A 21,612-nucleotide genomic window follows, 5' to 3' on the forward strand; every position below is an offset into this window, starting at 1 on the left:
CCGATATCAGCCGAGTTCCTCGATCGTCCGCGTCAGCCACTGCGTCCAGAACGTCTCCAGGTCGATCCCCGCGCGCAGCACCACATGGCGCAGCCGGTCCTCGACGGCGTCCTTGCCGGGCGGGAAGTCCCGCCTCTCGATCTCCTCGTACTCGGCCAACTGACGCCGGTGGAGGTCGAGATGGCGGTGCAGGTCCTCCTGGATGCCCTGCGTGCCGACGACCGCGGCGGCGCGCAGGCGCAGCAGGAGGGTGTCACGCAGCGGTTTGGGGTCCTGGCTCGCGGCCGTCCAGCGGGCCAGTTCCTCGCGGCCCGCCGGCAGCACCTCGTACTCCTTCTTCTGCCCGCGCGTCACCCCTTGTCGCGGCAGGGCGCGGATGGCGCCCTCCCGCTCCAGTTTCCCCAGCTCGCGGTAGATCTGCTGGTGCGTCGCCGACCAGAAGTAGCCGATCGACTTGTCGAACCTGCGGGTCAGTTCGAGGCCGGACGAGGGCTTCTCCAGGAGGGCGGTGAGGATCGCGTGCGGCAGTGACATGGGGCAATCCTAGGGACGGCGGCCCCTGGGGGGCCGCCTCACAGCGCGGCGGCCAGCTCCGTGCCCTGCTTGATGGCGCGCTTGGCGTCCAGTTCGGCGGCGACGTCGGCGCCGCCGATGAGGTGCGCGGCGACCCCGGCGGCGACGAGCTCCTCGTACAGGTCGCGGCGCGGCTCCTGGCCGGAGCAGAGCACGACGGTGTCGACGGGGATCACGGACGACTCGCCGTCCACGGTGATGTGCAGGCCCGCGTCGTCGATCAGGTCGTAGCTGACGCCCGCCACCATGGCGACGCCGCGGTGGCGCAGTTCGGTGCGGTGGATCCAGCCCGTGGTCTTGCCGAGGCCCTTGCCGACCTTGGACGTCTTGCGCTGCAGCAGGTGGACGGTGCGCGGCGGCGTGGGCCGCTCGGGCTTCGTCAGGCCGCCGCGCTCGCGGTAGTCCATGTCGACGCCCCACTGCCGGAAGTACGTCGCCGGGTCCAGGCTCGCCCGCTCGCCGCCGTCGGTGAGGAACTCGGCGACGTCGAAGCCGATGCCGCCCGCGCCGATGATCGCGACGCGCTCCCCGACGGGTGCCTCGTCGCGCAGCACGTCGAGGTAGCCGACGACGCTGGGGTGGTCGATGCCGGGGATGTCGGGGGTGCGCGGGGTGACGCCCGCGGCGACGACCACCTCGTCGAAGGCGTCCTGGGCGAGCTCGTCCGCGGTGACGACGGTGTTCAGCCGGACGGTGACGCCGCGCAGGTCGAGCTGGGTGCGGAAGTAGCGCAGGGTCTCGTCGAACTCCTCCTTGCCGGGGATCTTCCTGGCGACGTTGAGCTGGCCGCCGATCCGGTCGGCTGCGTCGAAGAGGGTGACGTCGTGGCCGCGTTCGGCGGCGGAGACGGCGAAGGCGAGGCCGGCGGGGCCCGCGCCGACGACGGCGAGGCGCTTCCTGGTGCGGGTGGGCGAGAGCACGAGCTCGGTCTCGTGGCAGGCGCGCGGGTTCACCAGGCAGGAGGTGATCTGCAGGTTGAAGGTGTGGTCGAGGCAGGCCTGGTTGCAGCCGATGCAGGTGTTGATGGCCTCGGGCCGCTCGTCCTTCGCCTTGTTGACGAAGTCGGGGTCGGCGAGCAGCGGGCGGGCGAGCGACACCATGTCGGCGGCGCCGTCGGCGAGCAACCGCTCGGCGATCTCGGGGGTGTTGATGCGGTTGACGGTCACGAGCGGCACGGAGACCTCGCCCATGAGCTTCTTCGTCACGAAGCTGTACGCGCCGCGCGGCACGGACGTGGCGATGGTGGGGATGCGTGCCTCGTGCCAGCCGATGCCGGTGTTGATGATGGTCGCGCCCGCCGCCTCGATCTCCTTGGCGAGGTGGACGACCTCTTCGAGGGTCGAGCCGCCGGGGACGAGGTCCAGCATGGACAGGCGGTAGATGATGATGAAGTCGGCGCCGACGCGCTCGCGGGTGCGGCGGACGATCTCGACGGGGAAGCGGATGCGGTTCTCGTACGAGCCGCCCCAGCGGTCGGTGCGCTGATTGGTGGGGGCCGCGATGAACTCGTTGATGAGGTAGCCCTCGGAGCCCATGACCTCGACGCCGTCGTAGCCCGCGGACTTGGCGAGCTCGGCGGCGCGCACGAAGTCCTCGACGGTCTGCTCGACCTCGTCGTCGGTGAGCTCGCGGGGCACGAAGGGGCTGATCGGGGCCTGGAGCGCGCTCGGGGCGACCAGCTTGTCGTGGTAGGCGTACCGTCCGAAGTGGAGGATCTGCAGGGCGATCTTCCCGCCCTCGGCGTGTACGGCGGCGGTGATCGCCTCGTGCTCCTTCGCCTCGGCGTCGGTGGTCAGCTTGGCGCCGCCGTCCCACGGCCTGCCGAGCTCGTTCGGGGCGATGCCGCCGGTGACGATGAGGCCGACGCCGCCGCGGGCGCGGGTCGCGTAGAACTCCGCCATCCGCTCGAAGCCGCCCGGCGCCTCTTCGAGGCCCACGTGCATGGAGCCCATGAGGACCCGGTTGGGCAGGGTGGTGAAGCCCAGGTCGAGCGGGTTCAGCAGGTTCGGGTAACGGCTCATGCGGCCCCTCCGTACGCGGTGTCTACGGAGACAGTTGTAGACCAGCCCGAGGCAGTTATGCAACTAGTTGCATAACCCGTTGCCTCGATGTCCGAATCCCGCCAGCCCCGCCCTCGCGCGAGACGCAGACTGAAGACAGGAACCGAACGCTTGAGGAGAGTCCGATGACGGTCTACGCGACGATCGACAGCCCGCTGGGCGAGCTGCTGCTGGTGGGCGAGGAGTCGGCCACCGCGAAGGGCGGCACCGCGCTGGTCTCGCTGTCCGTGCCGGGCCAGAAGGGCGGCGCCGTCGTCCGGGACGGCTGGGTCCGCGACGACGCGGCGTTCGACGCGGTCGCCGCGCAGCTGCGCGCCTACTTCGCCGGGAACCTCACCCACTTCGACGTCGAGTACGCCGCCGGGGCGGGCACCGAGTTCCAGCGCAAGGTCTGGGACGCCCTCGACACGGTCCCCTACGGCACCACGACCACCTACGGACGGCTCGCCGAGCGCCTCGGCCTCTCGCGCGCCGCGGTCCGCGCTCTCGGCACCGCCATCGGCCGCAACCCGCTCCTCGTCGTCCGCCCCTGCCACCGCGTCATCGGCGCCGACGGCTCCCTGACCGGGTACGCGGGCGGCCTGGAGCGCAAGCGGCTGCTGCTCGACCTTGAGGCGGCGTGACCCTCACCGGCCCGCGCCCGCGCCCTCGTCCTCGGCCCCGCCGAGTCCGCTGACTCGCAGCGTGATGTTCAGTCGCCCGGTCAGCCCCAGCTCCGGCGGCGCGGTGCCGGGCAGCACCTTCGGCACCCCGTGATAGGCGAGGCGCGAGGCCCCGCCGAACACGACCAGGTCGCCGCTGCGCAGCTCGACGTCCGTGTAGGGCTTCGTGCGCGTCTCCGTGTTGCCGAAGCGGAAGACACCCGTGTCCCCGAGGCTGAGCGACACCACGGCGGCCGACGACTTCTCGTCGCTGTCGCGGTGCATGCCCATCCGCGCGGTGGCGTCGTAGAAGTTGACGAGGGCGATGTCGTACGGCTCCTCGGTGGCGTGTCCGGCCGCTGCGGCAGCCTGCCGACCCAGCTCCGCGAGCCACGGCGGCATCGGTTTCACCGGTGCGCCGTCCCCGTCGACGACGGTGCGCGCGTACCCGTACGGATACCAGTGCCACCCCAGGCACACCTGTCGCGCCGTCATCGCGCCGCCGCCGGGCGTCCTGACCGTACGCAGCCCGGCGGGCGGCCGGGCCCACTCCCGGCACGCCTGCAGGAGCCGCGGCTGCGCCTCCGGTGCCAGCCAGTCGGGCAGGTGCACCGCCCCCGGGCCGAGGACGGTGCGGGCCCGCGGAAACAGCTCGTTCAGTACGGCCACGTCCAGTCGGCGACCTCGGGCAGGTCGACGCCGTGCTCGCGGATCCAGGCGTGGTGGCGCGTGCGGGCGTCGGCCATCGCCTGGCGCACCGCCGTGGCGCGCACCGCCAGGCCCGGGACGCGGTCGACGACGTCCATGACGAGGCGGAACCGGTCGAGGTTGTTGCGCACGACCATGTCGAAGGGGGTCGTGGTCGTGCCCGCCTCCGTGTAGCCGCGCACGTGCAGGTTGGCGTGGCCGGTGCGGCGGTAGGCCAGCCGGTGGATCAGCCACGGGTAGCCGTGGTACGCAAAGATCACCGGCTTGTCCCGGGTGAAGAGCGCGTCGAACTCGGAGTCCGCCATCCCGTGCGGGTGCTCCTCGCGCGGCATCAGACGGGCGATGTCGACGACGTTGACGACCCGCACGGTGAGCTCGGGCAGGTGCTCGCGCAACAGCGCGGCGGCTGCCAGCACCTCCTGCGTGGGCACATCGCCGGCGCAGGCCAGGACCACGTCCGGGTCGCGCGTGCCCTGCTCCGTGCCCGCCCACTCCCAGACGCCGGCGCCGCGCGCGCAGTGGGCGCGGGCGTCGTCGAGGGAGAGCCAGTCGAAGGTGGGCTGCTTGCCCGCGACGACGACGTTGACGTAGTCGCGGCTGTGCAGGACGTGCTCGGTGACGGACAGCAGGGTGTTGGCGTCCGGCGGCAGATAGACGCGTACGACGTGCGGGCTCTTGTTCAGGACGTGGTCGACGAAGCCCGGGTCCTGGTGCGAGAAGCCGTTGTGGTCCTGCCGCCACACGTGTGAGGTCAGCAGGTAGTTCAGCGACGGCACGGGCGCGCGCCACGGCAGCGCGCGCGAGGTCTTCAGCCACTTGATGTGCTGGTTGACCATCGAGTCGACGATGTGGACGAACGCTTCGTAGCAGGAGAACAGGCCGTGGCGGCCGGTGAGCGTGTACCCCTCGAGCCAGCCCTGGCAGAGGTGCTCGGACAGGACCTCCATGACGCGGCCGTCGCGCGCGAGGTGCTCGTCCGTGTCGAGGGTGCGCTCCTGCCAGATCTTGCCGGTGACGTCGTACAGCGCGCCGAGCCGGTTGGACTCGGTCTCGTCCGGGCCCACGACCCGGAAGTCCCTGCGCTGCGCGGTGTCCGCCATGACCTGCGCGAGGAGGGCGCCCGCGATGCGGGTCGGCTCGTGCAGCGTCGTGCCCGGTTTGTCGACCGTGACGGCGAAGTGTTCGAGCGGCGGGACGGGCAGCTCGCGGGTGAGCCTGCCGCCGTTGGCGTGCGGGGTGGCGCCGAGCCTGCGCTCGCCCTCGGGGACGCAGGACACGACCTGCTCGTTCGGGCGGCCCTCGGCGTCGAAGAGCTCCTCGGGCCGGTACGAGCGCAGCCACTGCTCCAGCTGCCGCAGGTGGTCCGGGTTCTCGCGGACCCCGGACAGCGGCACCTGGTGCGCACGCCACGTGTTCTCGACGGGCTCGCCGTCCACGGCGGCGGGGCCGGTCCAGCCCTTGGGGGTGCGCAGCACGATGACCGGCCAGGGTTCGCGGCCCTGGGCGCCGTCGCCGCTGCGGGCGGCCTCCTGGATGGTCCTGATGCGGTCGAGCGCCCGGTCCATCGCGGCGGCCATCGCCTGGTGCATCTCGTGCGGCTCGTCACCGGCGACGTAGATCGGCTGGTGTCCGTACCCCTTGAGGAGGGCGTCGAGCTCGGCCTCGGGGAGGCGGGCGAGGACGGTCGGGTTGGCGATCTTGTAGCCGTTGAGGTGCAGGATCGGCAGGACCGCGCCGTCGTGCGCGGGGTCGTGGAACTTGTTGCAGTGCCAGGAGGCCGCCAGCGGCCCCGTCTCGGCCTCGCCGTCGCCGATCACGCAGGCGACCAGGAGGTCCGGGTTGTCCAGGGCGGCTCCGTAGGCGTGCGCGAGCGAGTAGCCGAGCTCGCCGCCCTCGTGGATCGAGCCCGGGGTCTCGGGCGCCACGTGGCTGGGCACGCCGCCGGGGAAGGAGAACTGGCGGAACAGCTTCGCCATGCCCTCCGCGTCCCGTGTGATGTCCGGGTACGTCTGCGTGTAACTGCCCTCGAGCCAGGAGTTGGCGAGCACGGCGGGTCCGCCGTGGCCCGGGCCCCACACGCACAGCGCGTCCAGGTCCCGCTCCTGGATGACGCGGTTGAGATGGGTGTGGACGAAGTTGAGACCGGGTGAGGTGCCCCAGTGCCCGAGCAGGCGCGGCTTGATGTGCTCGGGCCGCAGGGGCTCGGTCAGCAGGGCGTTGCCCATCAGGTAGATCTGGCCGACGGCCAGGTAGTTGGCGGCGCGCCAGTGGGCGTCCAGTGCCGCCAGGCGGTCCTTCGCCACGGGTGCCACAAGGTCCTCCTCGCGAGGTTCGGTGCGTACGGCTGCGGTCAGGGGTGTCCCGCGGGTTCCACGGGAACGGCAGGTCAGTCGTGCGGGGCGCCCATGGCTTCTCCGCGTCCAGCACATCAGCCGTGCGGGACGACCGCCACCGGGACCACGACGCTGCCACCGTTCGCGCGTCCGCGGGAGGGCCGAACAGGCCCCGTACGGGGAAGGCTCAGTGCCCGCCCTTGACCGCCCGCAGCAGAACGAACTTCGGGTCGCTCGCGACGACGTCCGCGTTGCCGAAGAGCTTGCGGAGCTTCACGTGGTAGCCGAGGTGGCGGTTGCCGATGACCCACAGCTCGCCGCCCGGACGCAGCGCGGCGCGGGCGCCGGTGAACATGCGGTGGGCGGTGGCGCCGGTCGTGGCCTGGTGGCTGTGGAACGGCGGGTTGTTCAGGACGACGTCGACCGTTCCCTGCGGTACGGCCGAGAGGGCGTCGCCCGCCACGAAGTGGGCCTTGGCTCCGTCGGCGGCGTTGGCGCGGAACGTGGCCTCGGCGGAGGCGACGGCCTGGAACGACTCGTCGATGAAGGTGACCGTGGCGTCGGGGTCGGCGACGGAGGCCGCGGTGCCGAGCACGCCGTTGCCGCAGCCCAGGTCCACGATGTGGGCGCCGCCGCGGGCGCGCGGCAGGTGCTTGAGGAAGAAGCGGGTGCCGATGTCGAGCCGGTCGGCGCAGAAGATGCCCGCGTGGTTGACGACCGTGAGGCCCGCACCCGCTCCGGAGTCGGCGGGCAGGACGTAGCGGCCCGGCCAGGGGCTGGGGGCGGCCGTGCGTGCCGGGTCGGGGGCGCTGAAGACGAGCCGTGCCTTCTGGCGGGCCAGGGAAGTCCTGGTCGGGCCGATGATCCGCTCGAAGAGCTCCAGCGTCGACGTGTGGATCTCGGTGACCATGCCGGTGCCGATGACGGCCGTGCCTTCGTGCAGGGCGGGCGCGAGCCGGTGGAGCTGGTCCTCCAGGAGTGCGAGGCTCTTCGGTACGCGGACGAGAAGCACGTCGACGCGGGCGGGCGGCGCGTCCCTGGTCGTCAACAGGCGTGCCGCGTCCGGTGCGTGGCCCGCGCGCGCGAGGTTGGCGCGGGTCGCCTGCTGTGCGAGGTACGAGTCGGTGATCTGCACCGGCACGCGCGCGTGCCCGGCGAGCGCGGTGGTCAGCGCGCCCCACCGGTCGCCGAGGACGGCCACCGTCCCGGAGAGGTCGACGGTGGCGGGAAACCCGTCGGGCGCCGCGTCCTCGTCGCCCGCCAGCTGCCGCAGCAGATAGGCGTCGGCGGCCGACCAGGCGCGCAGCTGATCGCGGGGGTCCTCCGGGAAGCGGGTGAGGTCGTACGCGCCCCATGACGTGCTCAAACGGTTCATCGTGCCCTCAGGCTAGCGGAGAGCGGGCCGCGGGTTTCCCGGGTCACTGTCCCGCCGGGGCCGGTTCGAACCAGGTGGGCTCGTCCGCGAGGGCCCGCTTGATCCGGGACAGCGAGAACTCGTGCAGCGTGGGCAGCGCGTCCACGTCGAACCACGCGACGTCCAGCGACTCGTCGTCGTTGACCCGCGCCTCGCCGCCGACGGCACGGCAGCGCAGGGTGATGTCCATGTACTGGCACACGTCGCCGTTGTCGTACGTCACGGGTTGGAGGGCCTGGACCAGGACGACGCGTTCGGGGACGCAATGCACGGCCGTCTCCTCGTACACCTCGCGCACCGCGCACTGCGCGGGCTGCTCGCCCGGCTCCGGGATGCCGCCGATCGCCGACCACCTGCCGTTGTCGGAGCGCCGCCCGAGCAACACCCTTCCCTCGTCGTCGAAGACGATGGCGGTGACCCCGGGGAGCCAGAGCAACTGCTGGCCGGCGTCGGCGCGGATGGTGCGGATGAAATCAGGAGTAGCCATGCTCCGACCCTAACGGCGGTACGCCGCAGATCAGTCGGGGGCCAGGGGCGTGGATCCGGGCCCGGCGATCGGCAGTTGCTCCCCCGCTACTTCCCGGGGTTCCGCCGGGCCCGCGCCGCCGACGTGACGGCCCAGCCGAGACCGCCCGCGGCGATCAGGACCAGGATGCCCTCGGGGAGTACGCCGAGACGGGTCGCGGGGGTCCGCGACGAGCGCAGCGGGACCTTCTCGACGAGCGAGTCCGCCGTATACCACGTCGTCTTCGACTTGATCTTCCCGTCCGGCATGATGACGGCGCTGACGCCGCTGGTCACCGGGACCGTGACGGCGCGGCTGTGCTCGACCGCGCGGATCCGGGACATGGCGAGCTGCTGGTAGGTCATCTCGCTGCGGTCGAAGGTGGCGTTGTTGCTGGGCACGGAGATGATCTGCGCGCCGTGGGTGACGGTGTCGCGCACCGCCCAGTCGAAGGCCGCCTCGTAGCAGGTCGCGATGCCCACCTTCGTCCCCGCCATGGTGAAGACGCCGGGGTCGGTGCCGCGGCTGAAGTCCCTGCGCACCTTGTCGACGTCACTGCTGAAGGCGCTGACCAGGGAGCGCAGCGGGATGTACTCGCCGAACGGCTGGATCTGCCGCTTGTCGTAGGTGTCCGTGGGGCCCTTCTCCGGGTCCCAGAGGATCTGTTCGTTGTAGAGCTTGCCGTTCTTGTTCTCGACGACTCCGCCGACGGAGACCGGCGCGCCGATGGCCTTGACGGCGCCCTCGATGGCGAGGCGCGCGTCCGGGTTGGCGAAGGGGTCGATGTCGGAGGAGTTCTCCGGCCACAGGACGAGGTCCGGGCGTGCCACCTTGCCGGCCTTCACCTCGGCAGCGAGGCGTTCGGTCTCGCGCACGTGGTGGTCGAGGACGGCGCGGCGCTGCGCGTTGAAGCCGAGGCCCGCGCGCGGGACGTTGCCCTGGATGGCCGCGACGGTGGCGGTGCCGTCCTCCGCGGCGTCGCTGACGAGCGGGCGCGCCGCGAAGGCACCGAGGAGGGGGACGAGCACGGCGAGCGCCGCGACGGCCACGGGGCCGCGCTGCGGGACACGGGTGGCGCGTACGTCGACGACCCGGCGCACCACTTCGTACAGCCCGAAGCCGCACAGGACGACGGCGAATCCGAGTACGGGGGTGCCGCCGAGCGCGGCGAGCGGCAGGAACACGCCGTCCGCCTGACCGAAGGCGATCTTTCCCCAGGGGAAGCCGCTGAACGGCACGCGCGCGCGTGCCGCTTCTCCGGCGATCCACAGGGCGGCCGCCCACAGCGGATATCCGGGCAGCCGTGAGACGGCGGCGATGCCCGCGCCGACGAGGGCGACGAAGACCGCTTCGACCGCGGCGAGGGCCAGCCACGGTCCTGGCCCGACCTCGACGCCGGTCCATACGAGGAGCGGCAGGAGGAAGCCGAGACCGAAGAGGTAACCGAGGCCCAGGCCCGCCTTCCAGGTGCGGCCGCGCAGACACCAGGCGAGGGCGCCGAAGGCGGGGAGCGCCAGCCACCACAGGGTGCGGGGCGGGAAGCTGACGTAGAGCAGCACTCCGGAGAGGGCCGCCACGGCGGCGGGCACGAACCGGCGCAGGAGACGCGTGGCGCGGGAGGCCTGCGGGGGCTGTGGATCGAGCTGATCCGGCTCGTCTACGGGAGTGGTGGTGGCGGTCACTCGGGGAGTGTACGGCGCGTCACGAGGCCGCCGACAGCGCGGTCCGCGGGGTGCTGGAGGGGCAGCGGCCCGGCCGCCCCGCGACCCGTCCGACGAATCGTTCCTGCACAACTGGTCCCAAAGCGGGGCGTCAGCCGTTAGCGTGTGGCCGAGTCCCCGAGGCCCGTCCGGTCCACGTCACCGTGGAGAAGGTCCGCGCCGGTGGGGGCCCGTCACATACCGGGGGGCGACGGGGTGGGGTCAACGGGTACGGCCGCTTCGGCCTGTCCGGAAGCGGCGCACGAGCGACGGAGCGCGTCCGACGCGACCGGCGGGGCACTGCTCGGCGCGTGTGCTGCCTGGGCGCTGATCACCGCGGGTGCGCACGGGGGCAGTCCCGAAGGGGTGCTCCTCGCGGTGCTCGCCGTGGCGGCGGGGTACGCGGGCGGACGGATCTGCGGGGCGCTGCTCCCGGTCGCCGCGCCGTGCGCGGGCGCGCTCACCGGGCTCGGCCTCGCCGTGGCGGCGCCGCGCCTCACGCTCGCCCCCTCCTCTCCTCTGGGCCACGCGGGCGCTACCGCCGCCCTGCTGATCCTTTCGGCGGGTGCGGCGTGCTGCGCGGCCTGGGCGGCCCGTACCCCTTCCCTCCGCCTGGCGCTGCGGCTGCTCGCCGCGGGCATCGCGGGTGCCGCGGCGGCCCTCGGCTCACCCGTCGGCTGCGTCGGCTCAGTCGTGGTCCTGCTCTGCTCGCTGGCGGCGGCACGGCTGCGCAACCGGGCTCTGGGCATCGTCGGGCTCGCCGCCGCGTCGGTCCTGGTCACCGGCGTCTCCCTGGCCCTGGCCGACGACTCCCTGCCGGAGGGTCTGACGGCCCCGCTGGAGGGCAGCATCGGCCACCACCGTGTGGTGCTGTGGCAGGACGCCCTGAGCCTCGCGGAACGCGAGCCCGCGATGGGGGTGGGTCCGGGCCGCTTCGGCGACGTCAGTCCCGTCGCGGCCGACGCCCTCGTCACGGACGGCAAACCGCACTCGGCACCGCTGCAGCAGGCGTCGGAGCAGGGGATCGTCGGGGCGGCGCTGCTGGCAGCGGTGTTCTGCTGGCTCCTTTACGCCCTGTGGCGCTCCCCCGGCTCGACGCAGGTGGTCCTGTCGGCGGGCGCGGCCCTCACGGCGCTGACGGCCGTAGCGGCGGTGGGCAACGCGCTGAGCGTGACGACGGTGACGACGGGGGCGGGCCTGCTGGCGGGCATGGCAACAGCGCGGCCCCTGCACGCCGGGCACGAGGGGGAGCCCACACACCCCGCCTGAACGCGACACCGGGCGCCCGGCCGTCAGGTCAACCCGACGTGCCCTTGAGGCGGAGGCGGGCCCTGATCGCTCGTACCGCCGACTCCGCGTCGTCGACCGTCACCGTGAACTTGTGGCCGTCGCCCAGGCTGAGCACCAGGCCCTCGCCGCGCCGGACCACCACGGCGGTGCCCTTTTCCGGGCGCCAGCGGTAGCCCCAGCCGCCCCACTGCCGGGGCGTCACGGCGGGGGCGAAGTCCGCGCCGACGACTTGGGAGAGCGGGATGAGGCGGCGCGGCAGGCCCAGGTGGCCGCAGCGCACCTCCAGGTAGTCCTTCTCGACCTTCACGGCCACGTGGACGAAGGCGAGCGTCCCGAAGAGCATCAGGAGCCCGACCGCGATGCACCCGACGACGGACATGACCAGCGGCAGGATGCCCGAGGTCCACATGGAGTCGACCGCGAGCTCGATGCCGAGCGCCAGGCAGGCGGCACCGGCGCACGCCAGGAGCCACTGGGCGCGGTTGGTCGCGCGTCCGGTCCAGACTTCGTGCGGGCTGTCGGATGCGGCCCGCTCTTCGGGGGCTTGGTCCTTCATGCATCCGAGACTACTCAGATTCCGGCGTGAAGCCACCGCGTCACAGAGAGCGACCGCCGGGTCGGAGCACGGCGTCAGAGGGCCGGGCTGGTCTCCGCGAGCATGCGGCCCTCGGCGTACGCGAGCGCCGCGGCGGGCAGCTGCTCCTCACGCCCGCTGAGCAGGACCGTGAGGCCGGGCACCGCGTCCGTGGCGCCGATGTTGGCGCCCGCCCTGCGCAGCGCCTGCGCGGCCACCGCGCCGGCCGAACCGTGCAGGACCAGCTGCGGCTGTCCGGGCTGCTGGACGGCGGCACGAATACGCTCGGCGACCAGCTCGTAATGGGTGCACCCCAGGACAACGGCCCTTACATCCGGGGGCGTGAGGGCCGCCGCGGCGGCGATCGTCTCGTCGATGGCCGCCTCGTCCGCGTACTGCACGGCGTCGGCGAGCCCGGGACACGGCACCTCGGCGACGGCGACGCCGTTCGCGAAGTCCTCGATGAGGCCGCGCTGGTAGGGGCTGCCGGTGGTGGCGGGGGTGGCCCAGATGGCCACGGGTCCGCCGCCCGCCGCCGCGGCCGCGGGCTTGATCGCCGGCACGGTCCCGATGACGGGGAACTCCGACTCGAAGCGGGCCCGCAGGGTGGGCAGCGCGTGCACGGTGGCCGTGTTGCAGGCCACGATCAGCGCGTCGGGCCGGTGCGCGGCGGCGGCCTCGGCGACGCCGACGGCACGCGCGGTGAGGTCCTCCGGCGTGCGCGGCCCCCACGGCATGCCGTCCGGGTCGGAGGAGAGAACGAGATCGGCGTCGGGCCGAAGGCGACGCACAGCGGCCGCCGCGGCGAGCAGTCCGATGCCGGAGTCCATGAGCGCGATCTTCACCCGGTCACCATAGTCGATGGGCCCCACAGGCACCGTCCTGTGGGGCAGACTTCGGCGGATGAGCGCCGTTGCGTGGACCGCCACCGGATCGCTTGCCGCGTGGCTGTGGCTTCTGTTGGGGCAGGGCTTCTTCTGGCGTACCGACGTGCGGCTGCCACCGCGCGGGGAGCCGGACGTGTGGCCCTCGGTCGGTGTCGTCGTCCCCGCGCGGGACGAGGCGGCGGTGCTGGCACGGAGCCTGCCCTCGCTGCTCGCGCAGGACTATCCGGGGCGGGCCGAGGTCTTCCTCGTCGACGACGGGAGTACGGACGGCACGGGCGAGCTGGCACGCGCGCTGGCCGAGCGGCACGGCGGCCTGCCGCTGACCGTCGGCTCGCCCGGCGAGCCGCCCGCGGGCTGGACGGGCAAGCTCTGGGCGGTACGGCACGGCATCGGCCTCGCCCGCGCGCGGGACCCCGAATACCTTCTGCTCACCGACGCGGACATCGCCCACGAGCCGGACAGCCTGCGCCGGTTGGTGGCCGCCGCGGGCAGTGGGGGCTACGACCTCGTGTCGCAGATGGCCAGGCTGCGGGTGGAGAGCCTGTGGGAGCGCCTGGTGGTCCCGGCCTTCGTGTACTTCTTCGCGCAGCTCTATCCGTTCCGGTGGATCGGACGGAAGGGATCGCGGACGGCGGCCGCGGCGGGCGGCTGCGTCCTGCTGCGGACGGACGCCGCCGAGCGCGCCCGCATCCCCGACGCCATCCGGCAGGCGGTGATCGACGACGTGGCGCTGGCGCGCGCGGTGAAGGGCGCGGGCGGCCACATCTGGCTCGGGCTCGCCGACGGCGTGGACAGCGTGCGTCCGTATCCGCGCCTGGCCGACCTGTGGCGCATGGTCTCGCGCAGCGCGTACGCGCAGCTGCGGCACAACGTCCTGCTGCTCGTCGGCACGGTCGCGGGGCTCGCGGTGGTATATCTCGTCCCGCCGGTGGCGCTGGTCGCCGGGCTCGTCACGGGCAGCCCCGCGGCGGCGGTGGCCGGTGGGCTCGCGTGGCTGGTGATGACGGCGACGTATCTGCCGATGCTCCGCTACTACCGCCAGCCGCTCGCCCTCGCGCTTGTGCTGCCCGGCACCGCGTTCCTCTACCTCTTGATGACGGTGGATTCGGCGGTGCAGCACTACAGGGGACGTGGTGCCGCGTGGAAGGGGCGTACGTACACACGCCCCGACCCCACCGCCCCGGAGCCCTCGCCCGAACAGCCCTGAGCGGCTACTTCCTGCCGGGCGTCCAGTTCATGCCCCAGCCGTAGGCGTGGTCCATGGTGCGCTGCGGGCTCACGCCGCGGTCGGGCACCAGGTAGCGGGCCTCGCGCTGGACGACGAGGTCGCCGCCGTTGTTGGTGAGCAGGGCCAGCGCGCACACCGTCGAGGGGACCGTGCACTCGTCGAGGGAGAACTCGACGGGGGCGCCGTGCTGCGGCTGGAGGGTGACCGTGGCGTTGAGGTCGGCGAAGCTCCGCGCGCCTTCGTAGATGGTCACGAAGATGACGATGCGCCGGAAGTCCTTGATGTGGTCCAGGTTGATGGTGAGGTTCTCGCCGGTGGCGACGGCGCCGGTGCGGTCGTCGCCGTCGAGCAGGATGTACGGCGGCTGGTTGAGCGCTCCGAAGGCGTTGCCGAGGGCCTGGACGACACCCTTGCGGCCGTCGGCGAGTTCGTAGAGGGCGCACAGGTCGAGGTCGAGGTCGGCGTGCATGGCGACGGCCCTGCCGAGCTTGGCGCCCCAGCCCTTGAACTGCTTGCGCACCTCCCAGTTGAGGTTCACGCGCATGCCGCCCGAGGTGCCGCCCTGCTTGGTCAGGGAGACGGATGGCGCGTCCTTGGTCAGCGTGACCTTGGTCAGGCGCACGGGCGCGGCGGCGGCCGGCGGGGCCTGAGGGGGCGCGGGGGCGGCGGGCTGCTGGGCGACGGGGGCGGGCGGCGCCACCGGCGCGGGCGGGGGCGCGGGTGCCGGGGCGGGCGGGGCCATGGGTGCCGGGGCGGCGGCCTGCTGCGGCTCGTCCACCGAGATGCCGTAGTCCGTGGCGAGCCCTTCGAGGCCGCTGCCGTAGCCCTGGCCGACCGCGCGGAACTTCCAGGCGCCCTGGCGCCGGTAGAGCTCGCCGAGGACGAAGGCGGTCTCCACGGTGGCGTCCGCGCTGTCGTAGCGCGCGAGTTCGGCGCCGTTCGACGCGTCGAGGACGCGGATGTACAGACCGGGCACCTGGCCGAAAGTGCCACCGTCGGCCGACGCGGCGAGCACGACGGTCTCGATCCCGGGCTCCACGCGCGCGAGGTCGACGCTCAGGACATCGGTGACCCCGGCGCCGGAGGTCGTCTTTCCTTCGTGGCGCACCGCTCCGGAGGAGTGCGCGGGCTGGTTGTAAAAGACGAAGTCCGCGTCCGAGCGCACCTTTCCGGAAGACGACAACAACAGCGCGGAGGCATCGGCGTCGGGCACTCCCGCCCCGGAACCCCACCCCAATTCGATCCGTACCGCGGGTGCCGGTACGGGAACATTCGATCCTTTAGACATTGTCATGTCCGCCCCCATCGCAAGTCGCCGTCCGGCAGGGCCGCCGTTTCCGTTCATGACCAACCTATTACCCGGAGCTCCCGGAGGCCCACGACCGTGCCCCGCGGGCCCCGGGGCCAACCCCAGGTAACCCCTCAGGAGCTCGGCCTTTACACGATCCGAACATCGTTCGGCGACCGATTTTCCCAAGTTCGCTCGCATTGGGGATCCGCAGCCACAGCCGACACGTAAAACAACCCTCTTATCGGTCTCCCCAACCAGCACATCTAGGGCTTAACTTATGGAGCATGACCTCCCCCCGCTCCACCTATGGCGGCGGTTACTACTCCGCGCCGTCCTTCCCGGACACTCCGATCTATGACTCCCTCGTCGCAGAGCGGGGCACTCCTCAGATCGCCCCGATCCGGGTTCCCTCCGCGTACGACACGGGCAGTCACCTGCCCGCGCTGCCGGCCGCACTGCCCGCGTTGCCGGCCGCCCCGTCCCATCCCCAGCAGGGGTACGGCTACCCCCAGGCCCAGCAGCCCGCACCGCTGCAGCAGGCCCCGGCGCCGTACATCCCGCAGCAGACCGGGGGCCCGCGCGGCTACCCGGGCGCCCAGCCCCAGCGGCCGGCCCCCGGCACGGGGTACGAGGCGATGCGCCCCGCGCAGCCACGCCCGGCCCCGTCGTCGTACGAGGATCCGTACAACCGCCCCTACCGCGGGTACTGATCGCCGCCGGGCTCCGGGCGGCCAGGGGGCACGCTCCGCGTGAGGCCGCCGCCGGGCCCGCATGACGCCGGTCGCCGCCGGGTAACCACCCGGCGGCGGCTTTCGTGTGTCCGCGTGCGGTCTCCCCGAATGATCGATGCCCGAAGGGGAACTCGACGCCGGGCCATGGCCGTTGAGATCCTGGGCACGCAGCACGGCGGAGGGACGCGGAAGGGGGTGCGGGCAGTGCGAGCAATCGTCGGCCTCTGGCGGTGGCGGCACAACCCACTGCGCCGCGGCACCGATCTGGCCGAGGCCTGGCTGGCCCTGGCCGCCCTGGTGCTGATCCTCGTCGCCGTCCCGGTCGTCGGAGTCTTCACCACGAGCCTGTCGCGGGACGCCCTGCTCGCCTCGGTGCGCCGGCAGCACGAGGACCGCCACGCGGTCACCGGCACCGTCCTGCGCGAGGTCGGGCACTCCCCGATCGACCCCGACCCCGAGACCTCGTCGGCACGCGACGCGCACAGCCGCGTCCTGGCCCGCTGGAAGGCCCCGGACCGCACGGATCACTACGGAGTGGTGCTCTCCGACCTGAAGTCCCCCGACCCCGGCGACCACTTCCGCATATGGACCGACGAGCACGGCAGGGTCGTCGGCCGCCCGCTGGACGGCGCGACGGCGACGACGCACGCGGTCCTGGCCGGATTCGGCGTCGCCACGGCGAGCGCCGGCCTCATCGAGGGCGCCCGCAGGCTGATCCTCTGGCGCATGGTCCGCGCGCGGCACGCACGCCTCGACCGGGCCTGGGAGAAGGCGGGACCCGACTGGGGCCGGACCGGCACCGGCTCCTGAACCACCCACCACCGCCATCAGGTCAACTCGGCCTGCTCCCGCGCGCTACGGTGGACCGGCCGAACTCCTCGGCCCCTCGCGCGGTGCCACGACAGGCAGTGACACACCCAGCGCCGCGAGGTCCCGCGTACGACAAGGTGGGGGCAGAGCAACTCCATGGCACAGGGCACGGTCCAGGTGACGCACACCGGCACGTCGCGGTGGCGGCGCCGCACCGGCGAGTACGCATCGCTCGCCGCTGCCTTGGAGGCCGCGAGCGACGGGGACATACTGACCGTTGCCGCGGGCACCTACCGCGAGAACCTCGTCGTCCAGCGGGCGGTGACGCTGCGCGGCCCGGAGAGCTCCCCCGGCTCGGTGCGCATCGCGCCCTCCGACGGCGTGCCCCTGACGATCCGCTCCTCCGCGGTCGTCCAGGACCTGCACATCGAGGGCCAGGACTCGTCCGCGCCCGCGCTCCTCGTCGAGGACGGCGCCCCTGAACTCATCGGCATCCGCGTGGTGACGCGCTCGGCGGCCGGCCTCGAAGTGCGCGGCGGGGCGCGGCCGACGGTGCGCCGCTGCACCGTCGACAACCCCGGCGGCATGGGCATCGCGGTGCTCGACGGGGGCGGCGGTGTCTTCGAGGAGTGCGAGATCGTCGCGGCGGGCCAGTCCGGTGTCGCCGTGCGCGGCGGCGCCCATCCCCGTCTGGAGCGGTGCCGGGTGCATCACGCGTCGGGCGCGGGTTTCTCGGTGACCGGGGAGCACACGGGCCTGGAGGCGATCGGCTGCGAGGTGTACGAGGTCAAGGGTTCGGGCGTGCAGGTCACCGGGCGGGCCGCGGCGCATCTGACCGACTGCGACGTGCACCGCACCACCTCGGACGGCGTCACGCTCGACACGGACGCCGTGCTGACGATGGCCGACTGCCGTATCCACGACATCCCGGAGAACGCGATCGACCTGCGCTCGCGTTCCGTGCTCACGCTCACCCGGTCGACGGTGAGCCGGTTCGGGCGCAACGGCCTTTCCGTCTGGGACCCGGGCACGCGCGTGGACGCCAATCAGTGCGAGATCCACGACAGTACGGGCGACTACCCGGCCGTGTGGGTCAGCGACGGCGCGACGGCCGTCCTGGAGTCGTGCCGGGTGCACGACGTGCCGGACGCGCTGTTCGTCCTGGACCGCGGTTCGCGCACCGACGTCGTCGACAGCGACCTCTCACAGGTCCGCAACACCGCCGTGTCGGTGAGCGACGGGGCGACCGCGCAGCTCGACGACTGCCGTATCCGCGAGGCGGCGACGGGCGCCTGGTTCCGCGATCACGGCAGCGGCGGCACCCTCGCCAACTGCACGGTGGACGCTGTCCAGACGGGTGTGATCGTCACCAAGGGCGCGGATCCGACGATCGAGCGCTGCACGGTCACCTCGCCCGCCGAGGCCGGTTTCTACGTGTCGGCGGGCGGCCGCGGCAGCTTCCACGGCTGCCGGGTCAGCAACAGCGGCGGCTACGGCTTCCATGTCATAGACGGCTGCCGTACGACGCTGAAGAAGTGCCGCACGGAGCGGTGCGCCAGAGGCGGCTTCGAGTTCTCGGAGGAGGGCCCGCTCGTCGAGGACTGCGCGAGCGACGAGAGCGGCGGCCCGCGGACTCCCGGGGCACCCGCGCAGTCGGCCCCCGCCGTGCAGACGGCCACCCAGACCGTCGGGCTCCTCGGCACCCTGCCCGCCCAGCAGAGCCCTCGGCCCCCGGAGCCCGCGGCGCCCGCCGCCGAGAAGACCTCCCGCGCCTCCAAGGAAGTCCTCGGCGAACTCGACGCCCTGGTCGGCCTGGACAGCGTCAAGCGCGAGGTGCGCGCCCTCACCGACATGATCGAGGTGGGCCGGCGCAGGCAGCAGGCCGGACTCAAGGCCGCCTCCGTCCGCCGCCACCTGGTCTTCACCGGCTCCCCCGGCACCGGCAAGACGACCGTCGCCCGCCTCTACGGCGAGATCCTCGCCTCGCTCGGCGTCCTGGAGAGCGGCCACCTCGTCGAGGTGTCCCGCGTCGACCTGGTCGGCGAGCACATCGGCTCCACGGCGATCCGCACCCAGGAGGCCTTCGACCGGGCGCGCGGCGGCGTGCTGTTCATCGACGAGGCGTACGCCCTCTCCCCCGAGGACTCCGGGCGCGACTTCGGCCGCGAGGCCATCGACACGCTCGTGAAGCTGATGGAGGACCACCGCGAGGCCGTCGTGGTGATCGTCGCCGGATACACGGCGGAGATGGAGCGGTTCCTCTCCGTCAACCCCGGCGTGGCGTCCCGCTTCTCACGGACCATCACCTTCAGCGACTACGCCCCCGAGGAACTGCTGCGGATCGTGGAACAGCAGTCCGAGGAGCACGAGTACCGGCTCGGCACGGGCACGTCCGAGGCGCTCCTGAAGTACTTCACGGCGCTCCCCAAGGGCCCCGCGTTCGGCAACGGCCGTACGGCGCGTCAGACGTTCGAAGCGATGGTGGAGCGGCACGCGGGCCGGGTCGCGCAGGTCGGCGAGCCGAGCACGGACGACCTCACCCTGCTGTACCCGGAGGATCTGCCGGACCTCGTGTGAAGCCCTCCGCCTCCGGGGCGCCCTGTGCCGCCGCGGAGGGCGTCGGCTCGGGCCTCGGGGGCGGCACGTTCGCCTTGAGGCGGGCCAGGAGCCGTGCGCGTTCCTCGGCGAACGCGGGGTCCGCCTGGTAGTCGCCGTGGCCGAGGATCGGTGCGGGCAGCGGGTGTTCCTCGGTGCGGCCGTAGGCGAGGGGGTCCTTGAGGGCGGCGCGGTCGACCTGCGGGCCGCAGTCGCCGTGCAGCTGTATGGGGCCGCCGATCGGGTCGGTGGTGCGGTACAGATTGCGCCAGCAGTCGACCTCGCGGTGCAGGGAGGTCAGGGCCGCGGGGCCGAAGTGGGCGGGGAACCACCGTCCGTAGAGGCGCTCCAGAGGCGAGCCGTAGGTGAGCAGGGCGACGCGCCTGCGGACGGAGGGGCGCAGCTGCCAGGCGGCCGCCGCAGCGAGGACGCTGCCCTGGGAGTGGCCGGAGAGGACGAGGCGGCCACCCGTGGCGCTGGTGGCGCGCGTCCAACTGGCCATCCGCCAGGTCAGGTCGGGGACCGCGCGCTCGGCATAGCAGGGCGGCGCGAAGGGGTGGGCGGCGCGCGGCCAGAAGGTGCCGACATCCCACAGGATGCCGATGGTGCGGCGGGCCGAGGGGTCCTTGTAGGCGCGGCGGCCCCAGGTGACGAAGAGTATGAAGCCGAAGCCGATCAGCCAGGACCCGAGGGCCTGGGAGGTCTGGGCGGCCCCTTCCACTATGTCGGGCAGGCCGTCCGCGGCCTTCGCCGGCACTTCGTCCGTCACCCAGGCGCCGGTGAGCGCGGCCGCTCCCAGGAGCAGCGTGACGGCGGAGATGATGCCGACGAGCAGGGGCGCGCGGTCGGTGAGGGCGGCACGCGCGCGTGTGCCCGCGATGCGGCGGGTGCGGGTGGAGTCCTTGCGTTCGTCGGGGTAGTCGGCCGCCATCCGTGCCATCTCGCGGCGCTTGCGCTGGACGGTGCGGAACCCGAACCAGCCGCACAGCACCGCGACGACCACGAGGAGCGGCGGGATCACGGAGGCCTGCCAGGTGAGGACCAGCGCGGGCCCGTCGATGGAACCCTTGCTGCCGTCGAGCCAGTCGGAGACGCGCTGCGCCCCGCCGCCGGTCATGACGCCGCCGAGCGCGCAGGACAGCATGGCGACGGCGGGCCCGCCGAAGCCGCGGATCGCGGTCCGGGAGTCGGGCGACGTGCGGTACAGGAGGTGGGCGACGACCGCGAGGCCGAGGATGAGGACGCCCTGGACGAGCGCGATGCCGCCGAACGTCGCGTCGCCCGGCAGCCTGCCCTCCGAGCGCCAGCCGGGGCGCGACCAGCCCGCGTACAGGAGGACGAGAGCGAGCAGGACGAGGGCGCCGAGGGGCAGCCAGCGGACGAGGGTCCTGTCCAGCTGCCGGTCGAGCCGGTTCTCCGTGCGCCCCCTGCGGCACACCACCCACACCACTACCGCGCCGCCCAGGACGAGCGTCGCGTCCAGCGCCCAGCCGAGGGCGTCGAGCAGGCCGGGGCCGCCGGGGCGCCGGTCGTGGCGTGCGGCGGAGGAGCCGACCGCGGCGGCGACGGTGAGCAGTCCGGCCGCCGTGTGGGCGGCGCGCAGCCGGGCCACGAGGCGCCGGCCGTACCAGAACCCGGGCCTGCCGAGCGCGGTGCGGCTCGTCTCCTCCTCCGGGTCGGGCTGCTGGGGCAGAGGCTGCTGGGATTCGTACGCGCTCCACGTGCGGTGGGACAGGTACCAGAGGAGGCCGGTGAGGGCGGCGGGCAGGAGGGCGGCGAGGGCGAGGCGGCGGCCGGGCTGGGACCACCAGCCGCCGTTGCCGGAGCCGTCGGTGGCGAGGAAGCCGAGCCAGTCACGGCCGCCGGAGCACTCGGGGGTGCCCGCGCACTGCCAGGCGGTGAGGTCGAGGGCGAGCTCGCAGGCGGCGGCGACCAGCAGCACGGTGAGGGTGAGGCCGACGAGCCGCACCAGCAGGCCGTAGGTCCGCACGAGGCGTTTGCGGTGGCGGGAGGTGGGCCGCATCCAGTGGGCGAGGTTGACCACCATGAAGGGCAGCAGCAGGAGCCACAGGGCGCGGGAGCCGTTGCCGGAGGTCAGGTTGCACCAGACGTACGCCTCCGGCACCGGTTTGCCGCGGTAGTCGTCGGGGCGGCGTTCCGCGTCGGCGTCCTCGGTGCGGCGGAACACGGCCGCCGTGTCGTCGCCGGAGATCCGCACGGTGCGCGGGTCGCCCAGCATCTCTTCCGGTGTGGTTCCCCCGACTCCGTGGAC

The 21,612-nt window shown here is 73.0% G+C and carries 17 protein-coding genes; 6 read left to right on the top strand and 11 right to left on the bottom strand.

Going from position 1 to position 21,612, the window contains the following annotated elements:
• Positions 1-6 precede the first annotated feature (6 nt).
• Positions 7-534, bottom strand: coding sequence for a PadR family transcriptional regulator (locus DEJ49_RS03135; protein ID WP_150182269.1), 528 nt, complete (start codon positions 532-534; stop codon positions 7-9).
• A gap of 38 nt (positions 535-572) precedes the next feature.
• Positions 573-2,594 (bottom strand): NADPH-dependent 2,4-dienoyl-CoA reductase, encoded by a 2,022-nt coding sequence (locus DEJ49_RS03140; protein WP_150182270.1) that lies wholly within the window; start codon positions 2,592-2,594, stop codon positions 573-575.
• Positions 2,595-2,758: 164 nt separating this feature from the next.
• Here DEJ49_RS03140 and DEJ49_RS03145 point away from each other — a divergent pair, with 164 nt between their 5' ends.
• Positions 2,759-3,256: a methylated-DNA--[protein]-cysteine S-methyltransferase gene (locus tag DEJ49_RS03145; protein ID WP_150182271.1), complete on the top strand. Its 498-nt coding sequence runs from the start codon at positions 2,759-2,761 to the stop codon at positions 3,254-3,256.
• 3 nt (positions 3,257-3,259) lie between these two features.
• On the opposite strand, the gene DEJ49_RS03150 is transcribed toward DEJ49_RS03145, so the two are convergent.
• The 5 genes from DEJ49_RS03150 to lnt form a co-directional block, all read right to left on the bottom strand.
• Positions 3,260-3,943 (bottom strand): alpha-ketoglutarate-dependent dioxygenase AlkB family protein, encoded by a 684-nt coding sequence (locus tag DEJ49_RS03150; RefSeq protein ID WP_150182272.1) that lies wholly within the window; start codon positions 3,941-3,943, stop codon positions 3,260-3,262.
• On the bottom strand, positions 3,931-6,411 hold the full coding sequence (locus DEJ49_RS03155; protein WP_150182273.1) for a phosphoketolase: 2,481 nt from the start codon (positions 6,409-6,411) through the stop codon (positions 3,931-3,933). Before DEJ49_RS03155 ends, DEJ49_RS03150 begins: the two co-directional genes overlap by 13 nt.
• Positions 6,412-6,502: 91 nt before the next feature.
• On the bottom strand, positions 6,503-7,690 hold the full coding sequence (locus tag DEJ49_RS03160; protein ID WP_150182274.1) for a methyltransferase: 1,188 nt from the start codon (positions 7,688-7,690) through the stop codon (positions 6,503-6,505).
• Positions 7,691-7,733: 43 nt separating this feature from the next.
• Positions 7,734-8,216, bottom strand: coding sequence for an NUDIX hydrolase (locus DEJ49_RS03165; RefSeq protein WP_150182275.1), 483 nt, complete (start codon positions 8,214-8,216; stop codon positions 7,734-7,736).
• An 86-nt stretch (positions 8,217-8,302) separates the two neighbouring features.
• Positions 8,303-9,916 (bottom strand): apolipoprotein N-acyltransferase, encoded by a 1,614-nt coding sequence (gene lnt, locus DEJ49_RS03170; protein WP_150182276.1) that lies wholly within the window; start codon positions 9,914-9,916, stop codon positions 8,303-8,305.
• A gap of 234 nt (positions 9,917-10,150) precedes the next feature.
• Between lnt and DEJ49_RS03175 the strand changes: the two genes are divergently transcribed.
• The gene (locus tag DEJ49_RS03175; protein ID WP_150182277.1) at positions 10,151-11,203 is read left to right on the top strand and encodes an O-antigen ligase family protein; all 1,053 of its coding nucleotides are present in this window, start codon (positions 10,151-10,153) and stop codon (positions 11,201-11,203) included.
• Positions 11,204-11,231: 28 nt separating this feature from the next.
• On the opposite strand, the gene DEJ49_RS03180 is transcribed toward DEJ49_RS03175, so the two are convergent.
• Positions 11,232-11,780 (bottom strand): hypothetical protein, encoded by a 549-nt coding sequence (locus tag DEJ49_RS03180; RefSeq protein WP_150182278.1) that lies wholly within the window; start codon positions 11,778-11,780, stop codon positions 11,232-11,234.
• A gap of 74 nt (positions 11,781-11,854) precedes the next feature.
• Complete coding sequence (locus tag DEJ49_RS03185; protein ID WP_190329253.1) at positions 11,855-12,643, bottom strand: glutamate racemase; 789 nt, start codon at positions 12,641-12,643, stop codon at positions 11,855-11,857.
• 58 nt (positions 12,644-12,701) lie between these two features.
• On the opposite strand from DEJ49_RS03185, the gene DEJ49_RS03190 reads away from it, so the two are divergent.
• Positions 12,702-13,892, top strand: a complete 1,191-nt coding sequence (locus tag DEJ49_RS03190) for a glycosyltransferase (protein WP_150182279.1) — start codon at positions 12,702-12,704, stop codon at positions 13,890-13,892.
• Positions 13,893-13,896: 4 nt separating this feature from the next.
• Here DEJ49_RS03190 and DEJ49_RS03195 read toward each other — a convergent pair whose 3' ends face one another.
• The gene (locus DEJ49_RS03195; protein WP_150188016.1) at positions 13,897-15,219 is read right to left on the bottom strand and encodes a TerD family protein; all 1,323 of its coding nucleotides are present in this window, start codon (positions 15,217-15,219) and stop codon (positions 13,897-13,899) included.
• 269 nt (positions 15,220-15,488) lie between these two features.
• Here DEJ49_RS03195 and DEJ49_RS03200 point away from each other — a divergent pair, with 269 nt between their 5' ends.
• From DEJ49_RS03200 to DEJ49_RS03210, 3 genes are all read left to right on the top strand, one after another.
• The gene (locus DEJ49_RS03200) at positions 15,489-15,914 is read left to right on the top strand and encodes a DUF6643 family protein (protein WP_150182280.1); all 426 of its coding nucleotides are present in this window, start codon (positions 15,489-15,491) and stop codon (positions 15,912-15,914) included.
• A 225-nt stretch (positions 15,915-16,139) separates the two neighbouring features.
• Positions 16,140-16,745, top strand: coding sequence for a hypothetical protein (locus tag DEJ49_RS03205; protein WP_190329254.1), 606 nt, complete (start codon positions 16,140-16,142; stop codon positions 16,743-16,745).
• A gap of 156 nt (positions 16,746-16,901) precedes the next feature.
• Positions 16,902-19,322, top strand: a complete 2,421-nt coding sequence (locus DEJ49_RS03210) for a right-handed parallel beta-helix repeat-containing protein (RefSeq protein ID WP_150182282.1) — start codon at positions 16,902-16,904, stop codon at positions 19,320-19,322.
• On the opposite strand, the gene DEJ49_RS03215 is transcribed toward DEJ49_RS03210, so the two are convergent.
• Positions 19,282-21,579: a hypothetical protein gene (locus DEJ49_RS03215; protein ID WP_223833153.1), complete on the bottom strand. Its 2,298-nt coding sequence runs from the start codon at positions 21,577-21,579 to the stop codon at positions 19,282-19,284. The genes DEJ49_RS03210 and DEJ49_RS03215 overlap by 41 nt on opposite strands.
• Positions 21,580-21,612 lie beyond the last annotated feature (33 nt).

The sequence above is a fragment of the Streptomyces venezuelae genome (genome assembly GCF_008642335.1).
Taxonomy (GTDB): domain Bacteria; phylum Actinomycetota; class Actinomycetes; order Streptomycetales; family Streptomycetaceae; genus Streptomyces; species Streptomyces venezuelae_F.